General features: G+C 41.3%; 13 protein-coding genes, 1 tRNA gene and 1 pseudogene. 5 read left to right on the top strand and 10 right to left on the bottom strand.

Annotated features, from left to right (window positions below):
• Window positions 1-4 precede the first annotated feature (4 nt).
• The 9 genes and pseudogenes from H6779_05320 to H6779_05280 form a co-directional block, all read right to left on the bottom strand.
• A complete protein-coding gene (locus tag H6779_05320; protein USN87786.1) occupies window positions 5-2,116 on the bottom strand; it encodes a valine--tRNA ligase in 2,112 nt (703 codons plus the stop codon).
• A gap of 566 nt (window positions 2,117-2,682) precedes the next feature.
• The gene (locus H6779_05315) at window positions 2,683-2,925 is read right to left on the bottom strand and encodes a hypothetical protein (protein ID USN87785.1); all 243 of its coding nucleotides are present in this window, start codon (window positions 2,923-2,925) and stop codon (window positions 2,683-2,685) included.
• A 25-nt stretch (window positions 2,926-2,950) separates the two neighbouring features.
• Window positions 2,951-3,037: transfer RNA gene (locus H6779_05310), tRNA-Ser, on the bottom strand.
• 206 nt (window positions 3,038-3,243) lie between these two features.
• The gene (locus H6779_05305; protein ID USN87784.1) at window positions 3,244-4,140 is read right to left on the bottom strand and encodes a zinc metalloprotease HtpX; all 897 of its coding nucleotides are present in this window, start codon (window positions 4,138-4,140) and stop codon (window positions 3,244-3,246) included.
• Between the two features lie 19 nt (window positions 4,141-4,159).
• A pseudogene (locus H6779_05300) lies at window positions 4,160-4,535 on the bottom strand (four helix bundle protein).
• A 34-nt stretch (window positions 4,536-4,569) separates the two neighbouring features.
• Window positions 4,570-4,953, bottom strand: coding sequence for a nucleoside triphosphate pyrophosphohydrolase (locus H6779_05295; GenBank protein USN87783.1), 384 nt, complete (start codon window positions 4,951-4,953; stop codon window positions 4,570-4,572).
• Window positions 4,954-4,963: 10 nt separating this feature from the next.
• Window positions 4,964-5,542, bottom strand: coding sequence for a LemA family protein (locus H6779_05290; protein USN87782.1), 579 nt, complete (start codon window positions 5,540-5,542; stop codon window positions 4,964-4,966).
• Window positions 5,543-5,668: 126 nt separating this feature from the next.
• On the bottom strand, window positions 5,669-7,324 hold the full coding sequence (gene groL, locus H6779_05285) for a chaperonin GroEL (protein ID USN87781.1): 1,656 nt from the start codon (window positions 7,322-7,324) through the stop codon (window positions 5,669-5,671).
• Window positions 7,325-7,351: 27 nt separating this feature from the next.
• Entirely contained in the window at window positions 7,352-7,681 is a 330-nt protein-coding gene (locus tag H6779_05280; GenBank protein USN87780.1) for a co-chaperone GroES, read from the bottom strand.
• Window positions 7,682-7,878: 197 nt separating this feature from the next.
• Here H6779_05280 and secG point away from each other — a divergent pair, with 197 nt between their 5' ends.
• The 5 genes from secG (at window position 7,879) to H6779_05255 (ending at window position 14,273) form a co-directional block, all read left to right on the top strand.
• On the top strand, window positions 7,879-8,118 hold the full coding sequence (gene secG, locus H6779_05275; GenBank protein USN87779.1) for a preprotein translocase subunit SecG: 240 nt from the start codon (window positions 7,879-7,881) through the stop codon (window positions 8,116-8,118).
• 93 nt (window positions 8,119-8,211) lie between these two features.
• Window positions 8,212-9,927: a hypothetical protein gene (locus tag H6779_05270; protein ID USN87778.1), complete on the top strand. Its 1,716-nt coding sequence runs from the start codon at window positions 8,212-8,214 to the stop codon at window positions 9,925-9,927.
• Between the two features lie 44 nt (window positions 9,928-9,971).
• Window positions 9,972-11,930: a ribonuclease J gene (locus H6779_05265; GenBank protein USN87777.1), complete on the top strand. Its 1,959-nt coding sequence runs from the start codon at window positions 9,972-9,974 to the stop codon at window positions 11,928-11,930.
• A gap of 131 nt (window positions 11,931-12,061) precedes the next feature.
• Window positions 12,062-13,261, top strand: coding sequence for an MFS transporter (locus H6779_05260; GenBank protein USN87776.1), 1,200 nt, complete (start codon window positions 12,062-12,064; stop codon window positions 13,259-13,261).
• Between the two features lie 43 nt (window positions 13,262-13,304).
• Window positions 13,305-14,273 (top strand): hypothetical protein, encoded by a 969-nt coding sequence (locus H6779_05255; GenBank protein ID USN87775.1) that lies wholly within the window; start codon window positions 13,305-13,307, stop codon window positions 14,271-14,273.
• Here the strand turns inward: H6779_05255 and H6779_05250 are convergent, their stop codons facing one another.
• Entirely contained in the window at window positions 14,274-14,960 is a 687-nt protein-coding gene (locus H6779_05250; protein ID USN87774.1) for an HAD family phosphatase, read from the bottom strand.
• Between the last annotated feature and the right edge of the window lie 35 nt (window positions 14,961-14,995).

Genomic DNA, 14,995 nt, shown 5'->3' with positions numbered 1-14,995 from the left:
AGGATTATTCAAGCCACGATTCTACCATCAACAGTTCACTTTTTTTCAGGTAGCCGGCCGGGACTGATTGCCAGATCTCTTCGGTAATAAACGGCATAAATGGGTGTAGAGCTTTTAATATATTGGCGTGTATTTGATACAGAGCATGTTGTCTGGAAAGCTTCTGCTCTTCATCCTCTCCATTTAGAATTGGTTTTGAATCTTCTAGAATCTTATCAGCAAAATCATGCCAAGCATAGTGGTACAATGCATCGGCTGCCAAGTCTAGGCGATACTTTTCGATATTTTGTGCCGCCCCGTTGACCGCGTCTTTAAGATTAGCAATAAGCTCCTCGTCGACCGCTAGCAGTTCCTTTTCCTCATTAAAATCGACTCCGGCTATATTATCAAAAGTAAAACGACTGATATTCCAAAGCTTATTGGCAAATTTCTTGTAGGCGCGCACCTTATCTTTAGATAGGGGCATATTGGCTCCTGGCGGATTAGCCACCACAAACGACATGCGAGTAGCGTCGGTACCAAACTCAGCCGCCAAATCAATCGGCGACAATACATTACCCTTGGATTTACTCATCTTCTTACCTTTTGCATCAAGCATCATACCGTGGAAGTAAATGTCTTTAAACGGCACCTCTTTGGTCAAATAAAGACCAAACATGATCATACGTGGCACCCATTTAAACACCAAGTCGGCACCCGTTTCCATCACCGAAGTCGGATAATACTCCATATCTTTGCCGCCCGGATAACCGAGTGTCATAAGCGGCCATTGCCCAGATGAAAACCAAGTATCAAAAGTATCAGGATCTTGCTCCCAACCTTCGCCTGGACACTCTTTCGCCACCTTTATCTCTTCACCCTTAAACCACGCCGGTATACGGATCCCCCACACGATTTGCCTGGAAATATTCCAATCCATTGGATTATTCATCCAGTGACGAAAGATCTTCTCGTGTTGTTCGGTGATAAACTTATACTCTCCCTTATCCAGCGAGGTTAGCGCCATTTTGGTAAGCGGCTCCATCTTTACAAACCACTGCTCTTTTATCTGTGGCTCTACCACTACTCCGGTTCGTTCACAGATACGTACAGCGTGAGTATAGTCCTCATCTACTTTTACCAAAAGTCCTTTTTCTTTTAGCTTTTCTACTATCTTTGGCCTCGCCTCTTCTATACGCATGCCGGCAAATTCTTCAGCAATCGGTAGTAGTTTGCCGTTCCAATCAATTATTTGCTCTACCTCTAAGTTGTGTTTTTGGGCAATATCAAAGTCGACCGCACTATGCCACGGAGTGATAGTCATGGCTCCCGAACCCATCTCAGGGTCTGCCGCTTCGTCTTTGATAAGCGTAGCGGTCATCGGGCCATTTATCCATTCTATTTCAAAGGTTTGACCATGTTTATACTCAGCATAACGCTTGTCGTCAGGATGCACTACTACATATTTGTCACCGAACTTGGTTTCCGGACGCGCGGTACCAATCACAAACGGACCATATTGGAAGTAATAAAAAGAGTCTTTCTTTTCCTCAAAATCTGTCTCTATATCAGACAAAGAAGTCTGGAACTTTGGATTCCAGTGAATACTACGCAGACCTCTATAGATAAGACCTTCTTCAAACATTTTTATGAATGTATCCTGCACCCTAGAAACCACATCAGGCTGTAAAGTAAACGTATTTCTAGACCAATCACAAGAGGCCCCGAGCTTGCGCACATCATCCTCCATAATGTGCTTATTTTCCATCACGAAGTCGTAAATCTCTTTGTAGAGCTGGTCTCGCTCCATCCCAAAGCGTGAACGACCTTCCTTTTGCAGTTTCTTTTCGTAAACACCCTGCGTTTCAAAGCCTGCGTGGTCAGAACCGGGCAAAAGCAGAGTCTTCTTGCCCTGCATACGCTGATATCTGATCAAAATATCCTTCAGAGTAATATCTGTACCGTGTCCGGCGTGCAGACGACCGTTGGCGTTTGGAGGCGGCATAATGATACTGTATTTTTCTTCACGGGTACCAGGTAAATTATCCGGATTAAAATATCCCGACTCCTCCCACTTTTTATAGATATTGTCCTCGACTCCAGTATGGTCGTACGGCTTTAAAAATTTCTCATCCATAATTTATAATTTATTAAATAATTTACCAATTTATCCACCCTCTTTTTTACTTACTAAACACAAAACCACCCTCTTTAACCACATAAAGAGTATTTATTTATTCATGATAGCACTATTATAAAGTATGGCAATATAGCTTCTTGGAACTTTATTGCAAGAGAGTCCGCTAGTCTGCGGAGAGAGGGGGATTCACTGCAACTTTATTTATATACTCGCAAGCTCGTTATAAATATAAGTTCCAGCACCTTGCTTCTCATCCCCCATCTTCTTAGTTTAATGTTTAATTGTTATAAAAAATATAATAATTAAACATTAATGCGGAGAGAGGGGGATTCGAACATTACATGTTCAGTACCCGTTTTGGATAGATTATTTCGTTCCTTATAATCTATCTCAAAACAGCTTCGAATCCGCGCCACGCTTTTCTAAACGAAAAGCTGCGCCCCCTCTCACCTTCCCTCACTTCGTTCGTCTGCTGGCAGTCTCGAGTTAGAACCGTGGGCGGTCAAGCCCTGTTTGACGGATTCAGCTATATTTTAAATTGAGTTTGATAGTGTCTCGAGCGCCTAATTTAAAAGTATTGCAACAAGAGCCGTAGCTGCACTGACTACTGATGCGGCGGCTGACACTACAGCAATGATCCAGAGTTTGGATTCTCTAATACTCCTCTCTGCTTCTATAACTCTGCGTTGCAATTCATACTCATCAGCATCACGTCGTCCCATACTGGACTGATATATATAATCACCCTTGGTATCTATACCAAGTTCATCTGCTCGATCTAATAGTTCTTTTCCTTTAAGTAACATAATGTCTCGTGCTAGCTCTAAACAGCGGAGAGAGGGGGATTCGAACCCCCGATACGCTTTCACGTATACACGCTTTCCAAGCGTGCGCCTTCAGCCACTCAGCCATCTCTCCGTAATATTTTATTGTTTGGTAACTATTTTACTACCTGCAGAGCATTTGAGTATTAAACATTAATTCAGAATATTCGCTAGTCGCTCATTTCTTCATTTAACACTCCCTATTACCTCGCTAAAGCATCGGCAATTCGTTCTAACGAACGATCGGATTAAATCTAAAGCGGTTTAGATTTAATAGCCATCTCTCCATTTATACTCTCTCTACCTCCCCATCTCCCTCAAAATCCTTATCCGATCCTCGGCCGGTGGATGGGTCGAGAACAAGGCGCTCAACTTCTGACCAAACGATTTTCTCCCCTCTTGGCCAAACGGATTGGATATGAATAAATGAGCGGTAGCATGAGAGGCGCGACGCATCGGGTGGGCGTGTGCTGAGATTTTCTCTAGCGCTGAAGCTAAACCTTCAGGATAACGGGTCAGCAAAGCGCCCGATGCGTCAGCTAAATACTCACGCTTACGGGAGATTGCCATCTGGATTAACTTCGCTGCGAATGGTGCTAAAATAATACCAACAATACCGATAATCAAGAAAGCAGGGTGCCGATCGCGGTTATTACCACCATACATCAAAGTACGAGCAAAGAAGTCAGCCAAAATGGCCACAAAACCAGCCAAAACTACCGCCACTGTCATGACTAACATATCACGATTACCAACATGAGACAGCTCGTGAGCCATCACCCCTTCAAGCTCATTACGGTCTAAGATACTTAAAAGACCAGTGGTCGCAGCAACGACTGCATGCTCAGGGTCACGACCAGTAGCAAAGGCGTTGGGGACAGGATCATCAACAATATAAATCTTTGGCATCGGTAGACCAGCTGTAATAGAAAGATTCTCTACAATATTGTAGAGCTCCGGTGCTTGAGCTTTTTCTATTGGTCTAGCACCAGTCATACTAAGGACTAGTTTATCGGAGAACCAATAACTGCCAATATTCATCAGAAGGGCGAATATAACCGCCACATAAAGAATAACCGGTGACTCTAGATACCAACTGACCGCATAGCCAATAGCAATAACCACTACTAAAAAGGCAGTCATTAAAAACCAAGTCTTTTGAACATTTTTATCTTGTTGTGTGTAGATAGTTGACATATTTTTAGCTATTAGTTCTTTAGTCTTTAGCGCTTAGCACAGTGTTTTGTAAATTAGATATAAATTTATTCAACATCATTCTGACTTCAGTCAATTTGGATTCTATTTTATCAAACTTTTGCTTTGAGATAAAACCAAGACGCTCTGAAATTATTAATTGGGTTTCAAGCTCAGAACTAGAAGCAAAAGCTATTTTTAAAAAACCGAACAAACTCAGCATCAGATTTACGTCCATGCCCTTCAGCTATGTTGCTGGGAATAGAAATCGCAGATCTCCTCATCTGACTAACTAGTCCAAATTTCTCGGTTTCAGGAAAATCTTGCGTTACTGAATAAAGATAGGTAACTAAATCAACACTCTTTCCCCAAACATGCAGAGTCTTATAAGTTTTCATACTACTAAGGGACCAAGCGCTAAAATGCTAGGGACTATAATGGTATACCTTGCGGACTCTCATTTGATTCATATGAGACATCAGCTGACCATTTAAGGAATTGACGGTGCTTATAAGCGCCTTTTTTCAAATAATTTTTCTCCTTAGCCTTTTTTACATCGTCGGCTGTAATCTCCAACTGTTGCATGATGGTGTTTAACACCATCATGAGATCAGCGTACTCGGTCAAGAACTCTTCTTTAGTGCGGGCCATCGACAAAGAAGCGGCTTCTTCTTTAATCTTCTTGAAAAGCTCCTGTTGAAACTCCTGCACATCAGTTATTTGTGTTGTCTCACACTCATGGCGTTTGGCACGGATCATGTCTGGTATATTGTCACGAACCAGTTTGTTGTAGTAGATACGGGTAATTTCAGACATAGTTTAAAATCTAAAAAGATACTTTGACCGGCTCTTTTTCCTCGCTACCCTCTTCCAACTCAAAGTACTGTTCCTCCTTGAAATTAAAAGTCTTTCCAATAATGTTTGAAGGGAATTGCTGCAAAGCGATAGCCAAGTCGCGAACATTACCGTTATAAAAACGACGGGCAGCCTGAATCTTATTTTCGGTATCCGTTAGTTCAGTTTGAAGCTGAGCAAAGTTCTGGTTTGCCTTTAGGTCAGGATAAGCTTCGGCTACAGCCAGAAGTTTACCTAGAGAGGCGCCAAGAGCCGACTCCGCACCAGCCATAGCAGTGATTTGTTCCGCCGTAATATTGGTCGGATCAACATGCACCTGAGTTGCCTTAGCTCTCGCTTCTGTCACTTCATCAAAGACCGCTCGTTCGTGAGAAGCGTAACCCTTAACTGTCTCCACTAGGTTTGGAATAAGGTCATAGCGACGCTTCAACTGCACATCAATGTCTGCCCACGCCTCTTTGGTGCGCTGCACCAGCCTTACAAAGTTGTTGTATGCATAAATAACATACAATACAACTACAGCTATTACTCCAATTAAAATCCAACTCATATAATATTATTACCTAAACTTTTATAAACATCAATTGCGGTTAATTATATCATAAGTTTAATCAGCCATAAACAAAAAACGCGGGAAAACCGCGCTTTTTGTTTAACTCTACAGAATTAAGTTCTATTAATACATCCCTCCACCCATTCCTCCCATACCACCCATATCAGGCATAGCTGGCTTTTCCGGTTCTGGTTCATCCGCTACCGCACATTCGCTGGTTAAAAGAATACCAGCTGCAGATACAGCGTGTTGCACACCTGCCCGCTCTACTTTGACCGGATCTATAATACCAACCTTGATCATGTCGTCCACCATCTCTCCTTTAGCTGCATCATAACCAGCATTTCCACCCGCCTCTTTCACTTTTTGTACAATCACCGCACCATCAATCTTGCCAGTATTATCAGCAATTTGTTTTAGCGGCACCTCCAGAGCCTTAAGTACAATACTGTAGCCGATCAGTTCTTCCTTATCTAAATTTTTCTTAGCTAAAACTTCTTTCTCAACAATTGCTGCCGCTCGAGCTAATGAGGTTCCACCACCAGGCACGATACCTTCTTCAATTGCCGCCTTAGTAGCGTTTACAGCATCTTCAATCTTCAGCTTTAGATATTTCATTTCTGTCTCAGTCGCAGCTCCGACGCGAATCACCGCCACACCACCAGCCAATTTAGCAATTCTTTCCTCAAGCTTTTCCTTATCAAACTTTGATGATGTACTTTCCAACTGAGCCTTGAGGGCATTAACCCGATCGTCAATCGCAGTTTTTTCACCAGCTCCGCCAACCATTACTGTATTATCCTTGGTAGCAACCACCCGATCAGCCTTTCCGAGCTGTGAAAGTTCGACAGACTCAAGCTTTAGACCAACATCTTCGGTAATTACTTGCCCACCGGTCATAACCGCAATATCTGCCAAAACCTCCTTTTTGCGATCACCGTAACCCGGCGCTTTTACTGCCAATACTGAGAAGCCACCCTTAAGCTTATTGACCACAAAAGTTGCCAACGCCTCACCTTCCACATCGTCAGCAATTATTACCAACTCTTTTTTGCCGGTCTGAGCAATTTTTTCGAGTAGTGGCAAGATTTCCTGAACTGAAGAAATTTTCTTATCAGTGATAAGAATCTGAGCATTCTTGTACTCAGCCTCCATACGCTCAGGGTTAGTCACCATGTATGGAGAAACATACCCTTTATCAAACTCCATTCCTTCTGTCAGTTCTGTTTCGATACCGAAAGACTGTGATTCTTCAACAGTCACCACCCCATCCTTTCCAACCTTATCGATAGTTTCGGCAATTTTTTCCCCTAATTCAGCGTTTTCAGCGGAAATAGTCGCTACCTGCTTAATTTCATCTATTGAGCTGATTTTGGTGGCCATTTTATGCAAGGCTTCAACCACATCAGCGGCAGCATGTTCCATACCGGTGCGAACTGCCATAGAATTGATACCCATAGTAGTTTGCTTAAGTCCCTCCCTTACCAAAGCTTGAGTTAGAACAGTAGCGGTAGTAGTACCATCACCAGCTAGCTCATTAGTCTTGTTGGCTACTTCCTTGATAATCTCCGCCCCCATGTTCTCAAACTTATCCTTTAAGGAAATATCTTTTGCAATTGATACACCGTCATTAGTGATGGTAGGACCGCCAAAACTCTTATCTAGCACCACATTTCGTCCTCGTGGACCAAGTGTCACCTTAACAGCGTCAGCTACTGTATCCACCCCTCTTTGTAGTTTCTTTTTTACTTCCTCTCCAAAAATAACCTGTTTTGCCATAAAATTTCGTTTCTAATATCTAAATAACTAGCTAATAATACCTAAAACACTACTTTCTGAGACAATAAAGTATTCATCGTTACCAATCTTTATTTCATCATAGCCATACTTAGAGAAAACAATTCGATCACCCTCCTTTACTTCCATTGGTATACGTTTTTCTCCGTCTTCATCCCACTTTCCGGCACCAACCGCTATCACAACCCCTTGCTCTGGCTTATCTTTCTTGGCTGTATCAGGAATAATTATGCCAAAGGCAGAAGTGTTACCAGCCTCTTCATCACTAAGTGGACGCACGATCACCCTGTCTCCAAGTGGCTTAATTGGGCTCACTACTTTTTTTGAATCTTCTGACATAAATTTTCAATAAATAATTAAGTTCTGATTAAAATAACAAATTTTAAAACATCATAAAAACCACATCAAAAAATCGTATACTACCTCCGTGGTGCCAGCATTATAAAGCGAGCTTTATTTCGTGTCAAAAATGTTTCCGTCAACACACAACACCGTCACCTTGCACTCAATGAATCTTTCTGCTACCATACTTGCACATGGAAATCATACAGACAGTGCAACCGGCATTGCCATACGTACAGATTATTCTCTCCATTTTGCTTATCGCTGGAATCCTTCTCCAACAGAGAGGTTCAAGCTTGGGTGGAGCGTTTGGTGGTGACAACTTCAGCGCATCGTTTCATAAGCGTCGCGGGGCTGAGCTATTCTTATTCCAATTTTCAGTTGGAGTCGCTGTTTTGTTTGTAATCGCTACTTTCTTGAATATCCTTGTTTAAAGCGGAAAATCCACGTAACTTACTTATCAACTAGAGTTATTTCTAAGTCAAAACCAGTCTATCTAAGACGATAGACTGCTAAATTCATGCATTATGCGTACTCGTCTTGAACGTTTTTCAATTGTCGATAGACTACTTGATCTGATTGAACGACAGCGACCTAGTGACCGACTGATTTTGCGAATATTATTTTTTGTCATTATTGGGTCTGGTATATTTTTGCTCCTAACCCTAAACGACAAATACAGCATGTCTGTACCGGCCGATGGAGGTGAAGTTATTGAGGGTATTGTAGGTATACCAAGGTTTGTTAACCCAGCCCTAGCTCTGACCAGAGCTGACCAGGATACCGTCGCTTTAGTCTACAGCGGCCTACTAAGAAGCAATAGCACAGGCAACCTTGAACCCGACCTAGCTGAAAGTGTAACAATTTCCGATGACGGTCTCATTTATCACGTTATACTTAAGAAAGACAACACCTTTCATGACGGCAAGCCACTAACTGCTCGTGACGTTGTTTTCACCTTTGATTTGTTTAAAAATCCAATCCTACGCAGTCCGTTGCAGGGCGTCTGGAGTGATGTTGCTATTGAGGAGATCAACGAATACGAATTAAATATTATCCTTAAAGAAGCTTATGCACCATTTATTGAAAACCTAACCGTCGGTGTCATGCCTTACCATATCTGGGGCGACTTGCCAATTGAGCAATTACCCTTCAGTCAATATAATACCGAACCTATTGGCTCTGGACTATTCGCAATTAAGGATACCAAACACAACAGTTCAGGTCTCATTTCCAGCTATGAACTGAGTCCAACCTCTAAAATCGCCTTGGATAAGATGGAACTTCGTTTTTATCCAAACGAAAATGACTTAACTGAAGCCTTTCTAAATAAAGAGATAACCAATACCGTATTTCTACCCACAAATGTAATCTCTGAGCTTGACCCAGAAGCGGTACAAATAATATCTGAGCCGCTACCACGGATTTTTGGAATATTTTTCAACCAAAATAAATCTCCAGCTTTACGAGATAAAGCGGCTAGACAAGCACTTAATGTAGCCATCGACAGAGAACAGATTGTTAACGAGGTACTAGGTGGCCACGGTGTTCCCACAAATCAACCTATTCTTATTTCTGCAAATAAGTTAGAATCTATAAACACTGATTCAGACAACCGCCCCACTTCTTCAATTGCTTTAGCTAGTGAAATACTGATTAAGGGTGGTTGGACACAGTCCTCAGTAGGACTTTGGGAAAAAGAGATTGATAAATCAAAAGAAACACTTAGTGTAACCATCCGCACCAGCAACACAGAAATCTTCGACAAAACAACCGCTATTGTGGCTGAGAATTGGCGTAAACTTGGAGTTGAGGTGCAAATAGAACAATATGAACAAACAGGACTAGTGAAATCTGTTATCAGACCACGAGACTTTCAGGCTTTATTGTTCGGTCTAGATATGAACCGTATTCAAGACCTATATCCATTTTGGCACTCTTCACAAAAAGATGATCCTGGGTTAAATATCACCCAATACACAAACGTAACAGTGGACCAACTACTGGAAAAATCCAGAGTGACAAAAGATGATGACGAAAGAAACAAAATACTTTCAGAAATAAGTGACATCATAGTCGATGAATTACCAGCGATCTTCCTGTTTGCCCCTAACGTGACCTACGTTGTAAATAAGGATATACAAATCACACCAATTAACAGTTTTAGTAAGCCGACAGATAGATTTACAGATATCGCTAACTGGCACACAAAAAGTGAGAAAATATGGTCAATTTTTGAATAATTAAATGTGAAATATTTAAGAAATAATTAATAATAATTTTATTTATGAACAGAGAAAAAGAAACAAAAAACAATAAACCTAACTACCGACGAGGAGGTAGTACAACAAAAAGACAAGGCGCCAGACCAGCGGGCAGGTATAACACCCAAAAAGTCAACCCGGCTCGCAAACAAACTGATAGAGCTACTACTGTTAGCAAATCAACCTCTGGTCGAAGCGGTGGTCGTAGACGTCACGCTCAAAGGAGGCGTCCAACAGCAGCTCCATCATTGACTCATCGACTAAATATTACAACTGAAAAACACCCAATTATCCCTGAGATAACCGACGAAGACACAGTACGTATCATCCCTGTTTCTGGCGTAGAAGAAATTGGTCGTAACATGAACATAATTGAAACCAAGGACGATATTATTGTTATCGATGCCGGTTTTCAATTTGTATCAGAAGAAAGTAACGCTCCTGGCATCAATTACATTTTGCCTAATACCCAGTATCTAGAGGAACGAAAGCACAAAATTCGTGCCTTAGTCGTAACTCACGGACACCTTGACCATATTGGTGGCATTCCTTTCATTATGGAACGTATTGGTAACCCGCCAATCTACACTCAGTACCTAACATCACTTATGATTTTGAAGCGTCAAGAAGAGTTTCCTCATATGGAACCGGTTAAAATCAACGTGATTAGCGAAGGCGAAAGCTTTACCGTCGGTAAAACTAAAATCAAAACCTTCCGCGTCACCCACTCTATACCAGACGCCATGGGAGTATGCGTAGAAACTAAGCATGGCGATGTTGTTATTACTGGTGATATTAAGCTAGTTCACGAAGACGGAAAGGTTGTGGTTGAAGAAAGGGCTTCTTGGGAAAAAGTTGGTCTAAACAATAACCTAGCTCTCCTTTGTGACTCAACCAACGCTGATCGAGAAGGTTTTTCGGCTTCTGAAAGTAAAGTATACGAGACTTTGGAAAATATTATTAAAGCCGCTACCGGTCGCCTTATCATCGGAACCTTTGCCTCACAATTTGATCGTCTAATAAACATTATTAGCACTTGTGAAGAAACCGGAAAAAAAGTAGTGCTTGAGGGACGTAGTATTAAGACCAACATTGATATTGCCATCGCAGCTAACCTCATGAAGGTTAAGCCAGGCACCTTTATCAATGCCGGTGACATGGCGGATTACCCTAGCGACAAGATCGTTATCCTTTCGACCGGAGCACAAGGAGAAGAGTTCGCTGCCCTAATGCGTATGGCCACCGACAAACATAAGTTTGTTACCTTAAATGAACGTGACACGATCGTTCTTTCTTCTTCGGTTATTCCAGGCAATGAGATAGCAGTACAGAAATTAAAGGACAATATTTACCGTAAAAACGTAAAGGTTGTTAACTATAAAGGTTCTCACGTCCACTCTTCAGGGCACGGTAACGCCGGCGAACTGGTCTGGGTACATCAGACAATCAAACCTAAGTACCTAATCCCAGTCCATGGACACCATTTCCACCTAAAAAGCCAAACCTACGCCGCGATAGAGAATGGTTTTCCGAAAGAAAATATTGTTGTTCCAGACAACGGAACCATAATAGATATCAAAAATGGTTCGGAAATAATCAAACAACCAATGAAGATCCCAACCGAACTTTTGATGGTAGACGGCTTTACAGTTGGAGCTAGGCAAGAAGTGGTCTTACGAGACCGTATGAGTCTGGCGCAAGATGGGATGTTTGTAATTATTGCGACTGTGAACAGCAAGACTGGAAAGTTACGCAAGTCACCAGATATTATTTCCCGAGGGTTTGTTTACCTACGTGAAAATCAACAACTTCTATCTGAAGCCAGAGTCCTAATAAAACGAACGGTTGAAAAACAAACAGAACATATGAACCCGATTGACCTAGATTATGTTAAGGAACAATTGACCGATGTCGTGAGTGGCTTCTTAATGCAAAAGACTCATAAAACCCCAATGGTGATTCCGGTTTTGATTGGAATTTAATTTAAGTAGAAACTTAGACAATAAGGGCACGAGACTTCGTCTCGTGCCCTTATTGTCTCCACATTTTTCACCAATCAAACACCAACTTTACCGTCACATCTAGTACACTACATATTACAGTAGCCAAAGTCATGGATAACTACCGACACTTATTTTTAACTGAGAAGCCAAACAAAGCAATTAGTTTTGCTCTGATTTATCTGTTATCGACCATTTTTGCTTTTCAGACTCTACTAACCGCCTTTATCGGTTCTACCTATCTAGAGCAGTTTATTCCAGCCGAATACGTTGGCCTTGTTTACGCAACCGGTTCATTTGGTGCAATAGTACTTATTTTACTTTCTTCAAACATTCTGCGAAAAATCGGTAACGTTGCCTATATACTAATCTTAATACTCAGCCTGATTATATTATTGTTGTTCTTAGGCTTTGCCCCAACCCCCACACTCACCGTAGTAGCCTTTGCCCTTTATATGGCCACCTTCCCACAAATCTATTTAAATATTGATATTTTCCTTGAAACTCTAATCGGTACCGATGAGCATTCCACGGGTAGCCGACGCGGTATTATTTTATCCTTAATGAGTGTAGCCTCATTCTGCGCCCCTTTAACCATGGGTTATATTGTAGGCGGCGACAATAACTTACCCCAAGTCTACTTCTCTGCCGCTGGAATAGCCTTTTTGATATTTATACTTGTAGTGGCAAGATTTAGACATTTTTACGATCCACCTTACGAAGCAATTGATATACGAACTGTTTTAATAAACTCACTGAAAAACCTTGATATAAAAATTGTGATGTACGCTCAGTTTCTATTACAGTTATTTTTTACTTGGGCTGTTATTTATATCCCTCTATATCTAGCGACTGAAATCGGTTTTGATTGGAGTGGTATTAGTAAAATCATCGCAGCTGGCTTGTTTGCTTTTATCTTAGTTGAGTACCCAGCCGGACGGTTAGCCGACGAAAAAATTGGCGAAAAGGAGATGATGGCCACCGGCTTTTTATTCTTAGCCTTGGCTTCAGCAACAATAACCTTTACTGATTCTACAAATATTCTGACTTGGATGGTATTGATGTTTGTAAGTCGAATTGGAGCCAGTCTGGTTGAGGTCACCTCAGAAAGCTATTTCTTTAAGCATGTTCAGGGTGACGACTCCAACGTGATAAGCTTCTTCCGTCTTACCAGACCACTCGGTAATTTGATTGGAGCCGGTCTCGGTAGTTTAGCCCTCATATTTTTACCATTCAACCTTATATTTATTATCTTAGCTTTAATCATGACAACCGGAATTTTTGCCACCATTAGGCTTACCGATACAAAATAGAACTTAAAAAATGGTACTATGAATAAATTAATTTGGTAAAAATATGAAATATATCGCACCAGTCCTGATAATTACAATTGCAGTAATATTAACTGCTTCATTTGAAACACCAAAAGACACAAAAGACAACATACCAAGGACTGTAGAATTAGCGACAGCAATTATTCCTGAACTCCACCCACACGAACACACTCATGGTGACTCTATGATGCAGGCTACTCATCACAAATTTTCTTACTCAGAAAAGGTATCATATCCATATGACCTCTGGATCAAAAAAATCTCTTTTAATTTACAAAATGCAGACGACACTGTGTTGCACCACGCTGATTTGCGCCGACTAGACCAATATAATGAAAAATGTAATGCCTTTAGACCGATTCTCAGCATCGGTGAGGACAGTATGTATAATCCTTCAGCAGTGCTACCGGATGGCTACGCGCAGTATATACCGAAAAATACATTTCTGCAGTTATCAACCATGTTTCATAACCCACTACCACCAGTCGGTTTTGGCAAGGAATATAAGGATGTTTCAACCAAAATAACCATGACCTTAGCCTCCGAAGAAGAAATTAATAACTTAAAACCCGTCGATTTTATTTTCTTAGCTATTATGGAAGAAGGATGCGGATCGACATTTACAGTCCCAGCTAATACAGATGAATTTATAGCCGGCACAAGCACACCATCAACCGAATCATTTTCGTCATACACTTTCCCTGGTGATGGTGCGATTGTCTATATGGGCGCCCATTTACATGGTTGGGAGGGTGGTCAGGCATTGGACGTGTATTTAAACGGAGAACCCTTGAAACATTACGACACCAAAAAGGCTGACCGACCATACGGGTACAACACTATTCACGGCCAAGAGTCATTTCGTGTAAAAGCCGGAGACCAGATAACCATTACCGCCACTTATTCAAATCCCTACCCGGAACCCATCACTGGCGCCATGGGTATGTTGGGCATATACTATGCACCCGATAACCCTAAAGTGCTGAGATAATTAAAGATGATAAACCACATCCTTACGCTCCACAACCACTTCCCACTTCATTCTTTTGGCGTGATTGTATAGAGCTTGGTTTGGATTAAAACAAATTGGATTATCAACCAATTCAAGCAGTGGTATATCACTCTCTGTATCCCCTACTGCCAAAGAATCTTTCTTGACCAAATCAGGATTACGGTCAAAAACTCTCTTTAAAATATTAGCTTTATTTTTAATCAAGTGTTCATTTGTCACCACACCGGTAAAACGATCCTGTGGACCAATTTCATAGATATGACCATAGACCTTATCAAAACCATACTGGGTACAAAAATCGTCTAAAATTCTTTTAGGAGACTGAGAAATAGCTACTATGTAGTAATCTTCGTTCTTTAATCTTTTAATTAGATCTCTAGTATAACGGTAAACACGCCGACTTTGAATCGCTACCACTTGTCTACCAATATCCGCTAATTCACCGTAATGTACACCTTTTATGTGTTTGAGATAGGTTCTAACCACCGAATCCACGTAAACTCCGTAAGCTCCCTCACGATTTTGCCAGGATATTTTATCTGACTCAAATTCATCAACCGCATCAGACGGAAAAACCCCGGCTTTTATTAAATAATGCACTAATTCGATGAGTAAGCTTGAACGAAAAACCGTACCGTCGATATCAAAAAAAGCCACTTTTTTCATTAGTAAATACTACCACAAAAGCACAGAGGGAAAAT

It is taken from the genome of Candidatus Nomurabacteria bacterium, assembly GCA_023898525.1.
Classification (GTDB): domain Bacteria; phylum Patescibacteriota; class Minisyncoccia; order Phycocordibacterales; family UBA918; genus OLB19.
The sequence above is the reverse complement of the archived record's forward strand: the minus strand, read 5'-3'. Positions and strand labels throughout refer to the sequence as shown.